This is a genomic window from Tenacibaculum sp. DPLXC6 (assembly GCF_056815515.1).
On the sequence record NZ_CP141806.1, the window covers coordinates 1,405,138 to 1,420,327 of the forward strand.

At 30.3% G+C, this 15,190-nt stretch carries 19 protein-coding genes; 17 read left to right on the forward strand and 2 right to left on the reverse strand.

Annotated features, from left to right (window positions below; all coding sequences use genetic code 11):
- Nucleotides 1-88 precede the first annotated feature (88 nt).
- The 13 genes from VCM48_RS06315 (at nt 89) to VCM48_RS06375 (ending at nt 9,898) form a co-directional block, all read left to right on the forward strand.
- Nucleotides 89-280, forward strand: coding sequence for a hypothetical protein (locus VCM48_RS06315; protein ID WP_482272015.1), 192 nt, complete (start codon nt 89-91; stop codon nt 278-280).
- Nucleotides 281-382: 102 nt separating this feature from the next.
- Entirely contained in the window at nt 383-589 is a 207-nt protein-coding gene (locus VCM48_RS06320) for a hypothetical protein (protein WP_482272016.1), read from the forward strand.
- A 15-nt stretch (nt 590-604) separates the two neighbouring features.
- Nucleotides 605-832, forward strand: a complete 228-nt coding sequence (locus VCM48_RS06325; protein ID WP_482272017.1) for a hypothetical protein — start codon at nt 605-607, stop codon at nt 830-832.
- A gap of 15 nt (nt 833-847) precedes the next feature.
- On the forward strand, nt 848-1,042 hold the full coding sequence (locus VCM48_RS06330) for a hypothetical protein (protein WP_482272018.1): 195 nt from the start codon (nt 848-850) through the stop codon (nt 1,040-1,042).
- A gap of 46 nt (nt 1,043-1,088) precedes the next feature.
- The gene (locus tag VCM48_RS06335) at nt 1,089-1,256 is read left to right on the forward strand and encodes a hypothetical protein (RefSeq protein WP_482272019.1); all 168 of its coding nucleotides are present in this window, start codon (nt 1,089-1,091) and stop codon (nt 1,254-1,256) included.
- Nucleotides 1,257-1,318: 62 nt separating this feature from the next.
- On the forward strand, nt 1,319-2,608 hold the full coding sequence (locus VCM48_RS06340; RefSeq protein ID WP_482272020.1) for an HlyD family secretion protein: 1,290 nt from the start codon (nt 1,319-1,321) through the stop codon (nt 2,606-2,608).
- A gap of 84 nt (nt 2,609-2,692) precedes the next feature.
- Nucleotides 2,693-2,872 (forward strand): hypothetical protein, encoded by a 180-nt coding sequence (locus VCM48_RS06345; RefSeq protein WP_440122379.1) that lies wholly within the window; start codon nt 2,693-2,695, stop codon nt 2,870-2,872.
- Between the two features lie 17 nt (nt 2,873-2,889).
- On the forward strand, nt 2,890-3,066 hold the full coding sequence (locus VCM48_RS06350) for a hypothetical protein (RefSeq protein ID WP_482272021.1): 177 nt from the start codon (nt 2,890-2,892) through the stop codon (nt 3,064-3,066).
- Between the two features lie 19 nt (nt 3,067-3,085).
- Nucleotides 3,086-3,244, forward strand: coding sequence for a hypothetical protein (locus VCM48_RS06355; RefSeq protein ID WP_482272022.1), 159 nt, complete (start codon nt 3,086-3,088; stop codon nt 3,242-3,244).
- A gap of 112 nt (nt 3,245-3,356) precedes the next feature.
- On the forward strand, nt 3,357-3,533 hold the full coding sequence (locus tag VCM48_RS06360) for a hypothetical protein (protein ID WP_482272023.1): 177 nt from the start codon (nt 3,357-3,359) through the stop codon (nt 3,531-3,533).
- 155 nt (nt 3,534-3,688) lie between these two features.
- Nucleotides 3,689-4,399 carry an LOG family protein gene (locus tag VCM48_RS06365; RefSeq protein WP_440122387.1) on the forward strand — a complete coding sequence of 237 codons (711 nt, stop codon included), beginning with the start codon at nt 3,689-3,691 and terminating at the stop codon, nt 4,397-4,399.
- A gap of 144 nt (nt 4,400-4,543) precedes the next feature.
- A complete protein-coding gene (locus VCM48_RS06370; protein ID WP_482272024.1) occupies nt 4,544-7,327 on the forward strand; it encodes a gluzincin family metallopeptidase in 2,784 nt (927 codons plus the stop codon).
- Nucleotides 7,328-7,444: 117 nt separating this feature from the next.
- Complete coding sequence (locus VCM48_RS06375; protein ID WP_482272025.1) at nt 7,445-9,898, forward strand: alpha-ketoacid dehydrogenase subunit alpha/beta; 2,454 nt, start codon at nt 7,445-7,447, stop codon at nt 9,896-9,898.
- Between the two features lie 83 nt (nt 9,899-9,981).
- Here VCM48_RS06375 and VCM48_RS06380 read toward each other — a convergent pair whose 3' ends face one another.
- The gene (locus VCM48_RS06380; protein ID WP_482272026.1) at nt 9,982-10,752 is read right to left on the reverse strand and encodes an SH3 domain-containing protein; all 771 of its coding nucleotides are present in this window, start codon (nt 10,750-10,752) and stop codon (nt 9,982-9,984) included.
- A gap of 77 nt (nt 10,753-10,829) precedes the next feature.
- On the reverse strand, nt 10,830-12,101 hold the full coding sequence (locus tag VCM48_RS06385) for a DUF2851 family protein (RefSeq protein ID WP_482272027.1): 1,272 nt from the start codon (nt 12,099-12,101) through the stop codon (nt 10,830-10,832).
- A gap of 219 nt (nt 12,102-12,320) precedes the next feature.
- On the opposite strand from VCM48_RS06385, the gene VCM48_RS06390 reads away from it, so the two are divergent.
- The 4 genes from VCM48_RS06390 to VCM48_RS06405 all read left to right on the forward strand — a co-directional run bounded on the left by VCM48_RS06390 (nt 12,321) and on the right by VCM48_RS06405 (nt 15,103).
- Entirely contained in the window at nt 12,321-12,953 is a 633-nt protein-coding gene (locus tag VCM48_RS06390) for an NAD(P)H-dependent oxidoreductase (protein ID WP_440122393.1), read from the forward strand.
- 63 nt (nt 12,954-13,016) lie between these two features.
- On the forward strand, nt 13,017-14,459 hold the full coding sequence (locus tag VCM48_RS06395; protein ID WP_482272028.1) for a sodium:solute symporter: 1,443 nt from the start codon (nt 13,017-13,019) through the stop codon (nt 14,457-14,459).
- Nucleotides 14,452-14,625 carry a hypothetical protein gene (locus VCM48_RS06400; protein WP_164723466.1) on the forward strand — a complete coding sequence of 58 codons (174 nt, stop codon included), beginning with the start codon at nt 14,452-14,454 and terminating at the stop codon, nt 14,623-14,625. The genes VCM48_RS06395 and VCM48_RS06400 overlap by 8 nt, the downstream gene beginning before the upstream one ends.
- Entirely contained in the window at nt 14,603-15,103 is a 501-nt protein-coding gene (locus VCM48_RS06405) for a cupin domain-containing protein (protein WP_482272029.1), read from the forward strand. Before VCM48_RS06400 ends, VCM48_RS06405 begins: the two co-directional genes overlap by 23 nt.
- The last annotated feature ends 87 nt before the right edge of the window (nt 15,104-15,190 follow it).

Consider the following 15,190-nt stretch of genomic DNA (forward strand, 5'->3'; position numbering starts at 1 on the left):
TACTCCAAGTACTACGACTCTTGTAAAACTATTCTGGTAAATGGAATTTTAGAGTTCGTTTCTGCTTAATATTAAAAAATTAAAAATCATGAAAAAATCAATCTTAAACTTAGGTAAAACTTTAACCAAAACTGAACAACAAAAAATCAATGGAAAATTTGGTCAAACTTGTGATGGTTTTGAAATGTATTACGTAAACAATTGTAGTGAATGTATTAATACTATGTTACCTGGAGCCCCTACTCTTTGCCACAATAATTGTTGTGTAATGGCTTACTAACTGTAGTATATAAATAAAAATATTCTCTCGCGAAGAATAGACATAAACCTTGAGTGTCTTTAAATTGTTCAAGGATTTTTATCAAACTTAAATTATTTTAAAATGAAAAAATCAATATCAAAATTAGGAAAAACTCTTAAGAAGAGCGAACAACAACTTATTAAAGGAGGAAAAACAATTAGTTTTCCTTGCTCTAACTACTTCTTTTGCGCTTTAGATTGTGAAGAAGGAGATGCTTGTGCTGTACCAAATGGTATGGGAGGTGCCAATAGAGGTGTTATAAAAAACGGACAATGTTGCCCCGCTTAACCTAAATAAATAATTATGAAAAAATCAATTTTAAACTTAGGTGAAAACTTAAGTAAAATAAAGCAAAAATCAATCAATGGTGGAGGAACTCAATCATGCCCTCCTACTAACTGTTACTATGGTAATAGTGACACAGAGTTATTTGGTGGAGCTGTCTATTGTGGTAGTTGTAGTGACTACAACAACCTTCCTTCTAGTTGTCAAAATAGAGTTAGAGTTGGGTATTATTGTTTCGGTGTATAATTAAAAAAATGATAAATGAAAAAATCAATTTTAAACTTAGGTGAAAGTTTAAGCAAAATAGAACAACAGAATATAAATGGTGGATCTACCAATAATGGTTGCTATATAGTAGATGATGGACCTTATGGTATTTTATGTTCAGGTTGTTGTAAACTACAAGGAGACACCTGTGTTCCAGATTACACACAAATCTGTCAACAATCCCAATAGTCGTTTTTTATCTCACAACTAAAATTAGTATAAAAATAATTTAATTATGAAAAAATCAATATTAAACTTGGGTAAAAACTTAAGTAAAATAGAGCAAAAACTTATTAATGGTGGTTACCCTTGTAAAACAGAAAAAGATTGTTACGATCAAGATGGTCCTGGAGACCCTTTAACACCTTGGGAATGCTATAACGGAACTTGTATCATGTCCTAATTAATAATTTATTTCATTGGTACTCCTACCATTAATACAGGAGTACCTTTACTTTCTCTAATATGCCAAACAATACTCAAGATATAGAAATTCGAAGTGAAGAAGTTCAAGAAATTTTAACTCATGTTCCTAACTGGATGATTCGTTGGGGAAACACCTTGCTTCTTGGACTAATTCTGATGCTATTATTCATCTCATGGTTTGTAAAATATCCTGACGTTATATCTACAGAGGTAATGGTTACTACCTCCACTCCGCCTGAAAAAATTTATGCTAAATCAACAGGTCAATTCGAAACTTTTCTAACTAGTGAAGGTAAAACTGTTTTTGAAGGTGATGTTTTAGCTGTAATTGAAAACAGTGCTTCTTATAAAGATGTTTTACTTTTAAAGAGTATTGTTGATACTATTGAAATGAATCAACAAAAATTCTTTTTCCCTGTTGACAAAGTCCCTCCACTAATTTTAGGCGACATAACATCTAGCTACTCTCAATTTGAAAATGACTACTCTGAATATGTTTTAAATGAAAAGTTAACTCCATTTAAATCTGAAAATTTCGCAAACCGAATGTCTGTTATAGAAGCAAGAGGTAGGTTGCAAATTTTATTATCACAAAAGGAACTTAACTTAAAAGAGTTGGAGTTTAAAGAAAAGGACTTAGAACGTAGTAGAAAAATGTTTGGTCAAGGCGTTATTTCTGCCAAAGAAAAAGACCAAAAAGAAATAGAGTATTTACAAGCTAAACGATCATACAAAACTTTAGAGTCTTCAATTTCACAAATAAGAGAATTAATCAATAACTCTGCAAAAAACTTAGAAGGAACCTCCATAAAAAAAACACAACAAGATACACGCCTTAAAAAGAAAGCTATACAATCTTTCTTGTACTTAAAAAAAGCTATTAAAGATTGGGAAAAGCAATATGCTTTAACTTCTTCAATAGATGGTAAAGTATCCTTCTTATCATTTTGGAATAAAAATCAAACTGTTAATACGGGTGATTTAATATTCACTATTATTCCTAACAAAGGAAATTCATTTATCGGAAAAATAGAAGCACCTGCTGCTAACTCTGGAAAAATAAAAAAAGGTCAAAAAGTTCAGATTAAGCTATTAAACTATCCTTCTGATGAATTCGGAGAATTAAATGGAAAAGTCAAATCAATTTCATTAACCCCTAATGAAGGAGGTAATTACTTAGTTAATGTAGAATTACCCCAAAATTTAGAAACTACATACAATAAAACAATTCCTTTTAGACAAGAAATGAAAGGAGCTGCAGATATCGTAACTGAAGACTTACGCTTGATAGAACGTTTTTTCTATCAGCTTAAAAATATTCTTAAATAAGAAATTCTTTCGCGGAGAATAGACACAAACCTTGAGTGTCTTTAAATAGTTCAAGGATTTTTATCAAATTTAAATTATTTTAAAATGAAAAAATCAATTTTAAACTTAGGTAAAGCTTTAAATAAAGCTGATCAAAAACAAGTTAATGGTGGAATCGGATCTGGTTCTTGTACTGGAAGTGGAAGTAGATGCTGTGTACAAACTCAATGGGGACAATTCTGTGATGCAGGAAGATGTACACAATATGGTTGCATTTGGTATTAATATCTAAAAAATAAATTATGAAAAAATCAATTTTGAGCCTTGGTAAGGCTTTAAATAAAACTGACCAAAAACAAATTAATGGAGGTATCGCTCGTGGCTGTACACAAGATGGAATAATGTGTTGTGAATCTACTTCATGGGGTAACTTATGTGCTCCAGGAAGATGTGACCGTTTTGGGTGCTTTTGGTATTAAACTTAAAATTTTTAAAATTATGAAAAAATCAATATTAAATTTAGGCGAAAAATTAAATAAAAATATTCAGAAACAAATTAATGGAGGATTCTACGACACTAAAGAAGAATGTGACGCTGCAGGTTGCTTTTGGGGGTTAGATGCTTTCACTAATAAATGGAGATGTACCTGTCTTTAAGCTATGATGATGGGGGTAGCTTTTATGCTTACCCCTTGCATACAAGATGGAAGTTACACAAACCTTGAATTCATCTAAGTATTCGAGTATTAATAATTTTATTTTAAAAATCATGAAAAAATCAATCTTAAATATCGGAAAGGCTCTAAATAAAGCAGAGCAAGTAAAAATTAATGGGGGAAAACCCATTAACTGTTATTCTAATCCTATTTGTCCTCCTTATGGATGCTGTGTTGTAATAGGAGGAACAATATGTGAAGTTGTAGACGAAAACAATGAATGTTTTTAAACTTATATCCCTATAAACATTAAGCTACCTTGGTGCCAAGGTAGCTTTTTTTATTTTATCTTTTTCTATCATTAAAAAACTACTAAATTAGCAGGCTTGCTAAAAATCAAATTTTGGCAGTTTAATTTGTTATTTAATATAAAAGTAGAAGAATTATGAGTCCGAATGATGACAGAAAAATTAGAGAAAAACTACAGCAAAAAACTTGGAACGAGATAAAAACAAATGATTCTTGGGCAATATTTAAAATTATGTCTGAGTTTGTAGAAGGTTATGAAAAACTAAGTAAAATAGGTCCTTGTGTATCTATTTTTGGATCAGCACGTACAAAAACCGATGATCCTCACTATAAATTAGCAGAAGAAGTAGCTTTTAAATTAACACAAAGTGGTTTTGGAGTAATTACTGGAGGTGGTCCTGGTATTATGGAAGCTGGTAATAAAGGAGCTCATAGAGGAAAAGGCACCTCAGTAGGTTTAAATATTGATCTTCCTTTTGAACAACATGATAATCCATGGATTGATAGTGATAAAAACTTGAACTTTGATTATTTCTTTGTTCGTAAAGTAATGTTTGTAAAATACTCTCAAGGGTTTGTTGTAATGCCTGGTGGTTTTGGTACAATGGATGAACTATTTGAAGCAATTACTTTAATTCAAACTAATAAGATTGGTCGATTCCCTATTGTTCTAATTGGTAGAAAGTTTTGGGCTGGTTTATTAGACTGGATTAAGAACACCTTAATTGAGGAAGGTAACATTAGCGAAAAAGATTTAAACTTATTTAGAGTTGTTGATACTGCAGATGAAGCTGTTGAACATTTTAATAAATTCTATGCTAAATATCAGCTGAAGCCAAACTTCTAAAAATATTTATCTTTAAAGCTCATTGAAAATTCAATGAGCTTTTTTATTTTCACAAGGTTTATTAAATATTTTTATAACCCTTCTTAAAACAGACCCTATATAATATTGAAACAGAAAACACTCCTCTTATTATGTGCTATCATCTTGTATTACTTTAAAGTAGTAGCACAAGAAAATTCTGTTGAAATAAAAGCTAAATTAGATATAGACAACGATGTAATTCATATTCTACAAAAAACAACACTTTATAATCGTTCTTCTTCTAATCTAAATTATATTTTTTTACATAACTGGGCTAATAGTTATAAAAATGACGACACTCCTTTAGCTAAACGTTTTATTGAAGATTATAGAAAAACTTTTCATTTTTCAAAAGATAAAGACCGAGGCTATAGCATAGTAAGAAACTTAACAGTTAACTTTAAACAAGTTTCATTTAAAGAGATAAAGAATCAACAAGACATTATTAAAGTATCTCTTAATAAGCCCTTAAATCCAAAAGATAGTTTAATACTCCGTACCTCATATTCTGTAAAAATACCAAATGCAAAATATACAGGATATGGAAAAACAAAAACAGGATATCATTTACGGTTTTGGTACATAACTCCTGCTGTATATGATAAAGAGTGGCAATTAATGAGCAACTTAAATTTAGATGATTTATACGAAGAACTCTCTAATTACTCTATTTCTATAGATATTCCTAAAAACTATCATATAGAAAGTAACTTATACCAATATAGAACTGAAAATGATAATTACACCAATTTCTATTTAGTTGGTGCAAAAAAAAAGGATATCATCCTTCATATTGATACAGTAAGAACTTTTAAATCTTTTAAGTTAAAAGATAAAGAAATAAAAACAGATGCTTACCTAAAACAAATCCCTAATGAAGAAACTACCAAAATTATAAATAGACAAATACAGTTTATAGAAGACTTCATTGGCAAACACCCACACCCTGAAATCCTTGTAGATTCACGTACCATAAACAAAAACTCTCTACATGAAATTTATGGTCTTCCTAGTCGGCTAAAACCTTTTCCTAAGAACTTTAGATGGGAAACAGGATTTTTTAAAGCACTTACTCAAAAGTATTTCGATGATGTAATAATTCAAAAACCGAGAAAAGATTATTGGTTAACTGATGGTTTACAAACTTATTTAATGATGGAGTATGTAAAAAAATACTATCCAGAAGTTACTTTTTTAGGTAAATACTCCAAGTATTGGCCCGTAAAAACCTATAACATTGCCAAATTAAAACAGAACGATAAATATCCTCTTGTTTATCAATTTAGTTCTCGTAAGTTTTATGATCAACCTTTAACAATCTCTAGTGACTCTCTTTCTAACTTTAACAGAAAAGTAGTAAGTAAGTATAAAGCTGGTTTAGGAATTAAATATTTACATGACTTTGTTGGTGACAGTATTTTAAAAGAAACTGTAAAAGAATTTTATATTAAAAATCAATTAACGCCTTCAAGTAGTAAATCCTTTGCTGAGATTCTTCAAAAGAAAACCTCAAAAGATTTACAATGGTTTTTTGGTGATTATCTTACTACCGATAAAAAAATTGACTACAAAATAAAAAAGGTATCCTACTCTAAAAATAAAGATTCTCTATTTGTAACTATCAAAAACAAAAGAGATTTTACAGCTCCCGTAGCACTTTATGGTATTCAAAAGAAAAAAATAAAACTCAAAACCTGGGTTACCAATGTAGATTCTACCAAAACAGTAAAAATTAAAAGAGGCGATTTTAACAAGCTTGCTTTGAATTATGAAAATAATTATCCTGAATTTAATTCCCTTAACAATTTTAGAAATGTAAATAATAGCATTATAAGTAAACCTATTCAGTTTCGTTTTTTTAAAGATTTTGAAAACCCATACTATAATCAACTGTTCTATTATCCTGATATTAAATACAATTTATATGATGGATTAATACTTGGGGTAAACATAAATAACAGATCACTCGTCAGTCATAACTTTCAATTCAGTTTAACTCCTAACTATGGTCTTAAAAGTAGAAACTTAACCGGATCATTCTCTGTAGGATACAATCATTTTTTAAGAGACTCTAAAGTTTATAAAATACGATATGGAATTTCAGGAAGTAACTTTCATTACGCACCTGAATTAGGATACAATACTTTAAGCCCATTTATTAATTTTCAATTCAGAAGAAATACACTACGTGATATTGGTTCTAAGTTCTTAATAGCCCGTATGGTTAGTGTTGATAAAGAAGTTGCCCCTAACAATATTCAAGGAGACCAAGACAAGTATAATATTTTTAACCTACGCTATATAAATAACAAATTTGATGCTATACACAGAATTAGATATGCTGCTAACCTTGAGATAAACTCTAATTTTAGTAAAATATCTACTGATTTTCGTTATAGAAAGTTTTTTACCGCTAATGAAAGTTTTGAAGTTCGTTTTTTTGGTGGACTCTTTTTATCTAATAAAACAGAAGGAAATTACTTTAGCTTTGGATTAAACCGTGGTAACGATTATTTATTTGAGCAAAACCTATTTGGGCGTTCTGAAAATGAAGGTTTTTTTAGTCAGCAATTTGTTGTAGGACAAGGAGGTTTCAAATCTAATTTTAAAGAACCTTATTTTGCTAATCAACTTATAACATCTATTAATACTAGCGTAAGTTTATGGAAGTGGGCTGAAATTTATAATGATGTTGCTATGTTGAAAAACAAAAACACTTCTCCTAAATTTTTCTATGAAAATGGTATTCGATTAAACTTCCTTCCTGAAATATTTGAATTTTACTTGCCTATATACACCAACGAAGGTTTTGAAATTAATAAGAGAGCCTATCCTTCAAAAATTAGATTCATCATTACAACGGATATTGATAGAATTTATAACTTTATAAGAAGAGGCATATTATAGATACTTCAATAATATCTTGTTTTTTCTCTTTTTTTTGAAAAATATTCAATGAAAATAGAAATTTTTAAATTTCAACTAAAAAACCTATCTTTGTAACCATACCTAAATTAGATGATTATGACGCAAAATACCGAAATAGCTAATACTCAACAGCTTTCTTTTCAAGATTTTAAAGATGAAGTTTTAAAGGACTATAGAATTGCTCGTATTAGTCGAGAATGTAGTTTATTAGGGAGAAGAGAAGTTTTAACAGGTAAAGCTAAATTTGGAATTTTTGGAGATGGTAAAGAAGTACCACAGTTAGCTATGGCTAAAGCTTTTCAAAATGGAGACTTCAGATCAGGTTATTATCGTGATCAAACATTTATGATGGCTATTGGAGAATTAACTCCACAACAATTTTTTGCAGGTTTATATGCTCATACTGATATTGATGTTGAGCCTATGTCTGCTGGTCGTCAAATGGGAGGACATTTTGCAACGCATTCTATAGATGAAAATGGAAACTGGAAAAACTTAACAGCTCAAAAAAATTCATCAGCAGATATTTCTCCTACAGCAGGTCAAATGCCTCGTTTATTAGGATTAGCACAAGCATCTAAAATTTACAGAAATGTTGAAGGTTTAGAAAATCACACGAACTTCTCAATCAACGGTAACGAAGTTGCTTGGGGTACTATTGGTAATGCTAGTACTAGTGAGGGGTTATTCTTTGAAACAATTAATGCTGCTGGTGTTCTACAAGTTCCAATGATAATGAATGTTTGGGATGATGAGTACGGAATTTCAGTACATGCACGCCACCAAACAACTAAAGAAAGTATTTCTGAAATCTTAAAAGGATTCCAACGTGAAAATGAAAGTAACGGATATGAGATTTTCGTAGTAAATGGTTGGGATTATGTTCAGTTAATTGACACTTACAATAAAGCTTCTCAAATTGCAAGAGAACAACATATTCCTGTATTAATTCACGTAAAAGAATTAACACAACCTCAAGGGCATTCAACTTCAGGTTCACATGAACGTTATAAATCAAAAGAACGCTTACAATGGGAACAAGACTTTGATTGTATTGCCCAAATGCGTAAGTGGATTTTAGAATTTGAATTAGAAAATGAAGATGGAGAAACTTTAAAGTTTATTGATTCTGAAGAAGACTTAATCAACATTGAAAAAGAAGCTAAAAAAGAAGTAAGTAAGGCAAAACGTGATGCTTGGAGTGCTTATACAAATGAAATAAAAGCAGAAGTAGCTGAAGCTATTTCTTTATTAGAAACCATTGCTCAAAAAAGCAATAATGGTTCTTTCATTACAAAATATAAAAATGATTTAGCCGCTATTTCTGAACCTATCAGAAAAGATATTTTAGTAGCTGCTCGTAAAGCTTTACGTTATTTAAGAGATGAAGATTTTGCTGAAAAAACAGCACTTAAAAACTTCATCAAAGCTTCAATTAACAAAGCTGCTGTAAAATATTCTGCACATTTATTAAGTGAAACTGAATTAGCAACTGAAAATATTGCTGCAGAAGCTCCAACTTATGCTGAAGAAAAAAATATTGTAGATGCACGTATTATTATGCGTGATAATTTTGATGCTATTTTAGCAAAACACCCAGAAGTATTAATTTTTGGTGAAGATGCAGGGTATATTGGTGATGTAAATCAAGGATTGGAAGGCTTGCAAGAAAAATTTGGTGAGTTACGTGTTTCTGACACAGGAATTCGAGAAGCTACCATTTTAGGTCAAGGTATTGGAATGGCAATGCGTGGATTACGTCCTATTGCTGAAATTCAATATTTAGATTATTTATTATATGCTTTACAAATTATGAGTGACGATTTAGCAACGCTACGTTACCGTACTTTTGGAAAGCAAAAAGCTCCATTAATTATTCGTACTCGTGGACATCGTTTAGAAGGAATTTGGCATTCAGGTTCACCAATGGGCGGAATAATAAACAACGTAAGAGGAATTCATGTATTAGTTCCTCGTAACATGACAAAAGCTGCTGGTTTCTATAACACTTTATTAGAAGGTGACGATCCTGCTTTAGTAGTAGAATGTTTAAATGGATACCGTTTAAAAGAAGAATTACCAACAAACTTAGGAGACTTTAAAACTCCAATTGGTGTTGTTGAAACAATCAAAGAAGGAACTGACATTACAATTGTTTCTTACGGTTCTACCTTACGAATTGTTGAAGAAGCTGCTAAAGATTTAGCACAAGTAGGTATAGATGTAGAAATTGTAGATGCACAAAGTTTATTACCTTTTGACTTGAATCATGATACTGTAAAATCGGTTGCAAAAACAAATCGTTTGTTAGTTGTTGACGAAGATGTACCTGGTGGAGCTTCAGCATATTTATTACAAGAAATTGTTGAAAATCAAAATGGTTACAGACATCTAGATAGCAAACCACAAACCTTAACTGCAAAAGCACATAGACCTGCTTATGGTACCGATGGAGATTATTTCTCTAAACCATCTGCAGAAGATATTTTTGAAAAAGTATACGAAATTATGAACGAAGCAAATCCTGCTAAGTTTAAGAGTTTATATTAATAACTATTTTTCAAAATAAATTAAAATAAAAAAACGATTTTAGAATATTCTAAAATCGTTTTTTTATTCGTGCTTTTATGTGATTATTCGGCAGGTTTTTCTGCAACTTCCTCAGTAGCTACTTCTGCTTCCTGAGCATCTAAAGGCTGATTTTTTGACTCGTAATCTTCTATTTTATTCTCTATAACTGTAATAAACTTAGAAGAAGATAAGTCTGAATTATTTATAACATCTTTCAATGCTTTTATTCTTTCTGTCATTGTTGGTTGAGTATTTGCTATTCCTGCAAATTTAGCCGTTGCTATATCAACTTGATCATTTGTAATGTTAGAAGTTTTCACCCAACCTTCTTCAATATACTTTCCTTCAGACCTTTTTCCTTTAACCTTAATCCAGTCTCCTTGAGTTTCAGTTACAGCAATGATATCCATAATGCTGTATTTTTTTTCTGTTTTAGTAAGTAAATCTGGTCTTTTATAAACTACTGCTTCTTCTAACATAGCTCCCACCTTACCATTAACAGCTAAAAAGGTAGATCTAGTCCATCCTTCTTTTCCGTCAATCAACTTTACCTTATAATACTCCTTCTTCGAAACAGAATCTATAGTTTCTTCTCCTGTTAAGGTTACTTTTTCACCTAAACTAATAGAGGTAATCCATTTCCCTTTGGCAGAAGCACTTTCTCTAATAGATAGTTTATCTAATAAACAAATTGCTGAAGCTGATTTTTCTTCTTTTTCACTAATAGATTCTTCAATTGTTGAAGTTCCTCCATTGTTTTTTGAATTTTTGTTGTCTTTACAACCTACACAAATAGTAGATACTAATGTAATAGCAATTAATACTTTTTTCATTTTTATAAATTTTTGTCGCAAATATATCATTTTATTAATCAAATAGTTTTATGACATCCATTTTTTTGATTTTTACATCATCTATTCATAATAAAACTTCCTATCTTACAGTTTAAACATCTTTTCTCTACACAATAATTATTTTTAAGCTCCAATAAAGCTTGAGATTCAAATGCATTATTTGCTTTAATTTTTAACTCCAAAAACTTATTTATAATCGAGTTATTTTCTGGTTTCAACTGTTTTATTAATTGTAACAAACCTTCTTGATCAACCTCTCCTCTAGCCTGTTCATAAACAAACTTTAAAGGAATAATCGTATTAATAATTAACAAGTCAACAAATGATTTTGTAAGCCTTTTATCTGATTTCTTTGATTCTGATTCAAATGTATAATGTGTTTTCCAAAAATCATTCACCTCACCTGTAAATAAGTCATAAAAGTCCTCTACTTTATTTATATCTATTAATCTTGAAAACAAATTTTGATACTTGTTATATAAAGCTATCAATTGAGCTATTCTAATCGTAGGAAAGTTATTCGGGCGCATTCTAAAAAACTGAAATCTATGCTTAGCTATTGGTTTTAACCTATATTTATGCCGTATGTAAGTATATTCTTTTTGTAGTTGTAGATAATAAGTTCCCTCTAGTTCTTGCTCTAAGAATCCAGCTTGCCCAAACAATAAAGCTGATAATTGTTCTTCACTGAATCGAACTTTACGTAACACTGAAAAATTAAACGATTGTGCTAGTTCTAAAAAAACCGCTCCATTAACTTTCAATCCAAAATTCTTAGCTAATAACTGAAACAACACCGCTTCATAATCATTATTTGATTTTTGTAACAGCTCTTTTATTACTACCGATTTATTCTCTAATCGTTCAAAGTACAAACGTTCTAACCAGTTATTTAATAAAAAAGAATTAATTTCTGCTATTTGCTTTTCACAAGGAATCCATCGTTGTTCTTTTAAAAACAATTTTCTATAATTTACCAATACATCTTCTTGAACAAATCTTTGTAATTCTACCGTTGGTAATGGATGGTTATTTTTCATAAACACATCAGTATCATACTCCCATACAACATGTAAAATAACCGCATCGTAATTCACATCTTTTTCATGATGATGCGCATACCAATCTGATGATTTTATGTGAATTTCAACGTTTCCTGCCCATAACTGGCCATCAATCTTCAATTTTGAGTTTAAAAAATCTGGTCCTGAATTCGTATTATAACTTCCTGAATCTAGAACTTCAACTACTCCTCCTTTTACTGATATTAAGTTTGTACTGTTAAATAATTTGTATTGCCACAAAAAGTGTAAAAATTCTTCTTTCATATGCTTTCTTTTTCATTCTCAATGTACAAAATATTTCTATGACACTATCAATATTAATTATTCGAAGTATTTTTAGGCAACTTTTTATTCCTCTATTTTTGCTAAATAAGTTACTCTAGGGAAATCTACAAAGTAATTAAGTGAAGGAATATATTAATTTCAAGACAAATCTTGAAGTATTATAACTCTCAAATATTTGAGAACAAAAATTAAAACCACATGAATAGTATAGAAAATTTACAATGGCGATACGCTGTTAAAAAATTTGACGAACATAAATTTCTTTCAGAAGAACAAATCAATATTTTAAAAGAAGCATTTAATTTAACTGCTACTTCTTATGGATTACAACCTGTAAAAATGGTTGTGGTTAAAAACAAAGATTTACAACAACAATTGGTGGCACATTCTTGGAATCAACACCAAGTTGCACAGGCTTCTCATTTATTAGTATTATGTACCCCAAAAGAACTTACTACTAAAGATGTTGAGAGCTATTTTAAATTAGTAAAAGACATAAGAAACACACCCGATGAAATTTTAAATCCGTTCAAAGAGTTTTTAACTAACGATATAGAGAATAAATCTCCTGAAGTATTATTCCATTGGATGAAAAACCAAGCATATATTGCTTTAGGAAATCTAATGACTGTTGCTGCTAATGAAAAAATTGATAGCTGCCCTATGGAAGGTTTTGTTCCTGAAAAATATGATGAGATTTTAGAACTAGATAAATACAACTTACAATCGGTTTTAGTATTACCTGTTGGTTTTAGAGCAGAAGATGACTACATGAAAGACTTAAAAAAAGTTCGTAGAAAGACCGAAGATGTCGTTATAGAACTTTCTTAGACAATACTAATTATGAATTACGAATGATAATTTTAGTACATTCGTAATTCATAATTTAACTATATGCAACCGTTACATATACTACTCCTTATTTTAGCCTATTTTGGTGTATTAATTCTTATCTCATACATCACAGGTAAATCGGCAAACAATCAAACATTTTTTAAAGCAAACAACTCATCTCCATGGTATTTAGTTGCCTTTGGTATGATTGGAGCATCATTATCTGGAGTTACTTTTATTTCGGTTCCTGGCTGGGTTGAAGGTGACAAAATGAGTTATATGCAAATGGTGCTAGGGTACGTATTAGGTTATGCCGTTATTGGATTGGTATTACTTCCACTCTATTACCGATTAAATTTAACTTCAATTTATACCTATTTAGAAGGACGTTTTGGTAGATATTCGTACAAAACTGGGGCTTCTTTTTTCTTACTTTCAAGAACTGTTGGTGCTGCCTTTCGCTTGTTTTTAGTGGCAAATGTATTACAGTTAATTTTGTTTGATGCTTATGGAATTCCGTTTTGGGTAACGGTAACCATTACCATTTTACTTATATGGCTATATACTTTTAAAGGAGGTATAAAAACTATTGTATGGACAGACACTTTACAAACGTTGTTTATGCTAATTGCTGTTGGAGTTTGTATTGTAATGATAAAAGATGAAATGCAAATTGATAATTTGTTTTCGTATGTAACAGACAATAGCTTATCTAAAACTTTCTTTTTTGACGATGTAAAGGCTGGTAATTATTTTTGGAAACAATTCTTTTCAGGAGCTTTTATTTCAATTGTGATGACAGGTTTAGATCAAGACATGATGCAAAAAAACTTGACCTGCCGCAATTTAAAAGATGCTCAAAAAAACATGTTTTGGTTTACCATTGTGCTAGTCATTGTTAACTTCTTCTTCTTAGCTTTAGGAATCCTGTTAACTGATTATGCTACAGCAAATGAACTAAACGCTCATAAAGACAATTTATTCCCTACTATAGCAATGAGTGGTGATTTAGGATTGGCTACTTCTCTATTCTTTTTACTTGGTTTAATTGCAGCTGCTTATTCTAGTGCAGATAGTGCTTTAACTTCGTTAACTACGTCCTTTAGTATTGATATTCTAGAAATTGACAAGAAAGATAGCGAAGAAGAAAAAGAGAAAATACGAAAGAAAATCCATGTACTATTCTCTTTTATTTTAGTCGCTACCATCTTAATTTTTAAATATTTTATTGCTAACGAGAGTGTAATTGCTAAAATATTCCAATTTGCTGGTTATACTTACGGGCCGTTACTAGGTTTATATGCTTTCGGACTATTTACTAAATTAAACATAAAAGACAAGTTAGTTCCTATCATTTGCTTAATAGCTCCAGTGTTAACCTATGCAATTAGTTTTTACAGCAAGGAAAAGTTTGGATTTGATTTTGGATTCTTTGTATTGATATTAAACGGATTCTTAACTTTCTTGGGGTTATTAGCTATTAAAACATCAAAAAATGCCTAAAAAAGGAAAAGCAAAAAACACGGTAAACAAAGCGAAACATACTCGCTTAATGAAACAAAAAGAAAACAAACTTCGTTTGGAAAAACAACGTACTAAAGAACGTTTAAAAGCCATTATTAAAAAAGTTAACGAACAAAAAGAAAATGACAGCACAACAGATAGTTAAAAAATTCAATTTAACAGAGCATCCCGAAGGTGGTTTTTACAAAGAAACTTACAGAAGCAACGGAGTTATTAAAAACGAACACTTAAATTCTAACTTCTTAGGTGATAGAAACTACAGCACTTGTATTTATTTTTTATTGACTTCTGAAAAATTTTCTGCCTTTCATAAAATCAATCAAGATGAAATTTGGCATTTTTATAAAGGAAGTACTTTAAAACTACATATGATATCTCCCGAAGGAAACTACTCTTTTATATTGATTGGAAATAACATAGAAAATGATGAGCAGCCACAATTTGTAGTTCCGGCTGGTTACTGGTTTGCTGCGGAAGTTAGTAAAGAAAACTCATATGCTTTTACAGGTTGTACCGTTGCTCCTGGGTTTGACTTTAACGATTTTGTATTACCTAGAAGAGAAGAACTCATACAATTGTTTCCACAACATAAAGAAATCATAAGTAAGCTGACACACTCTTAGTAATTTCAACTTTATTATCTATAAATTAAATTAGTTAGTGATTACAAAATTCTGAAAAACTAATACAAACCGATAGCAAAGTTTTCA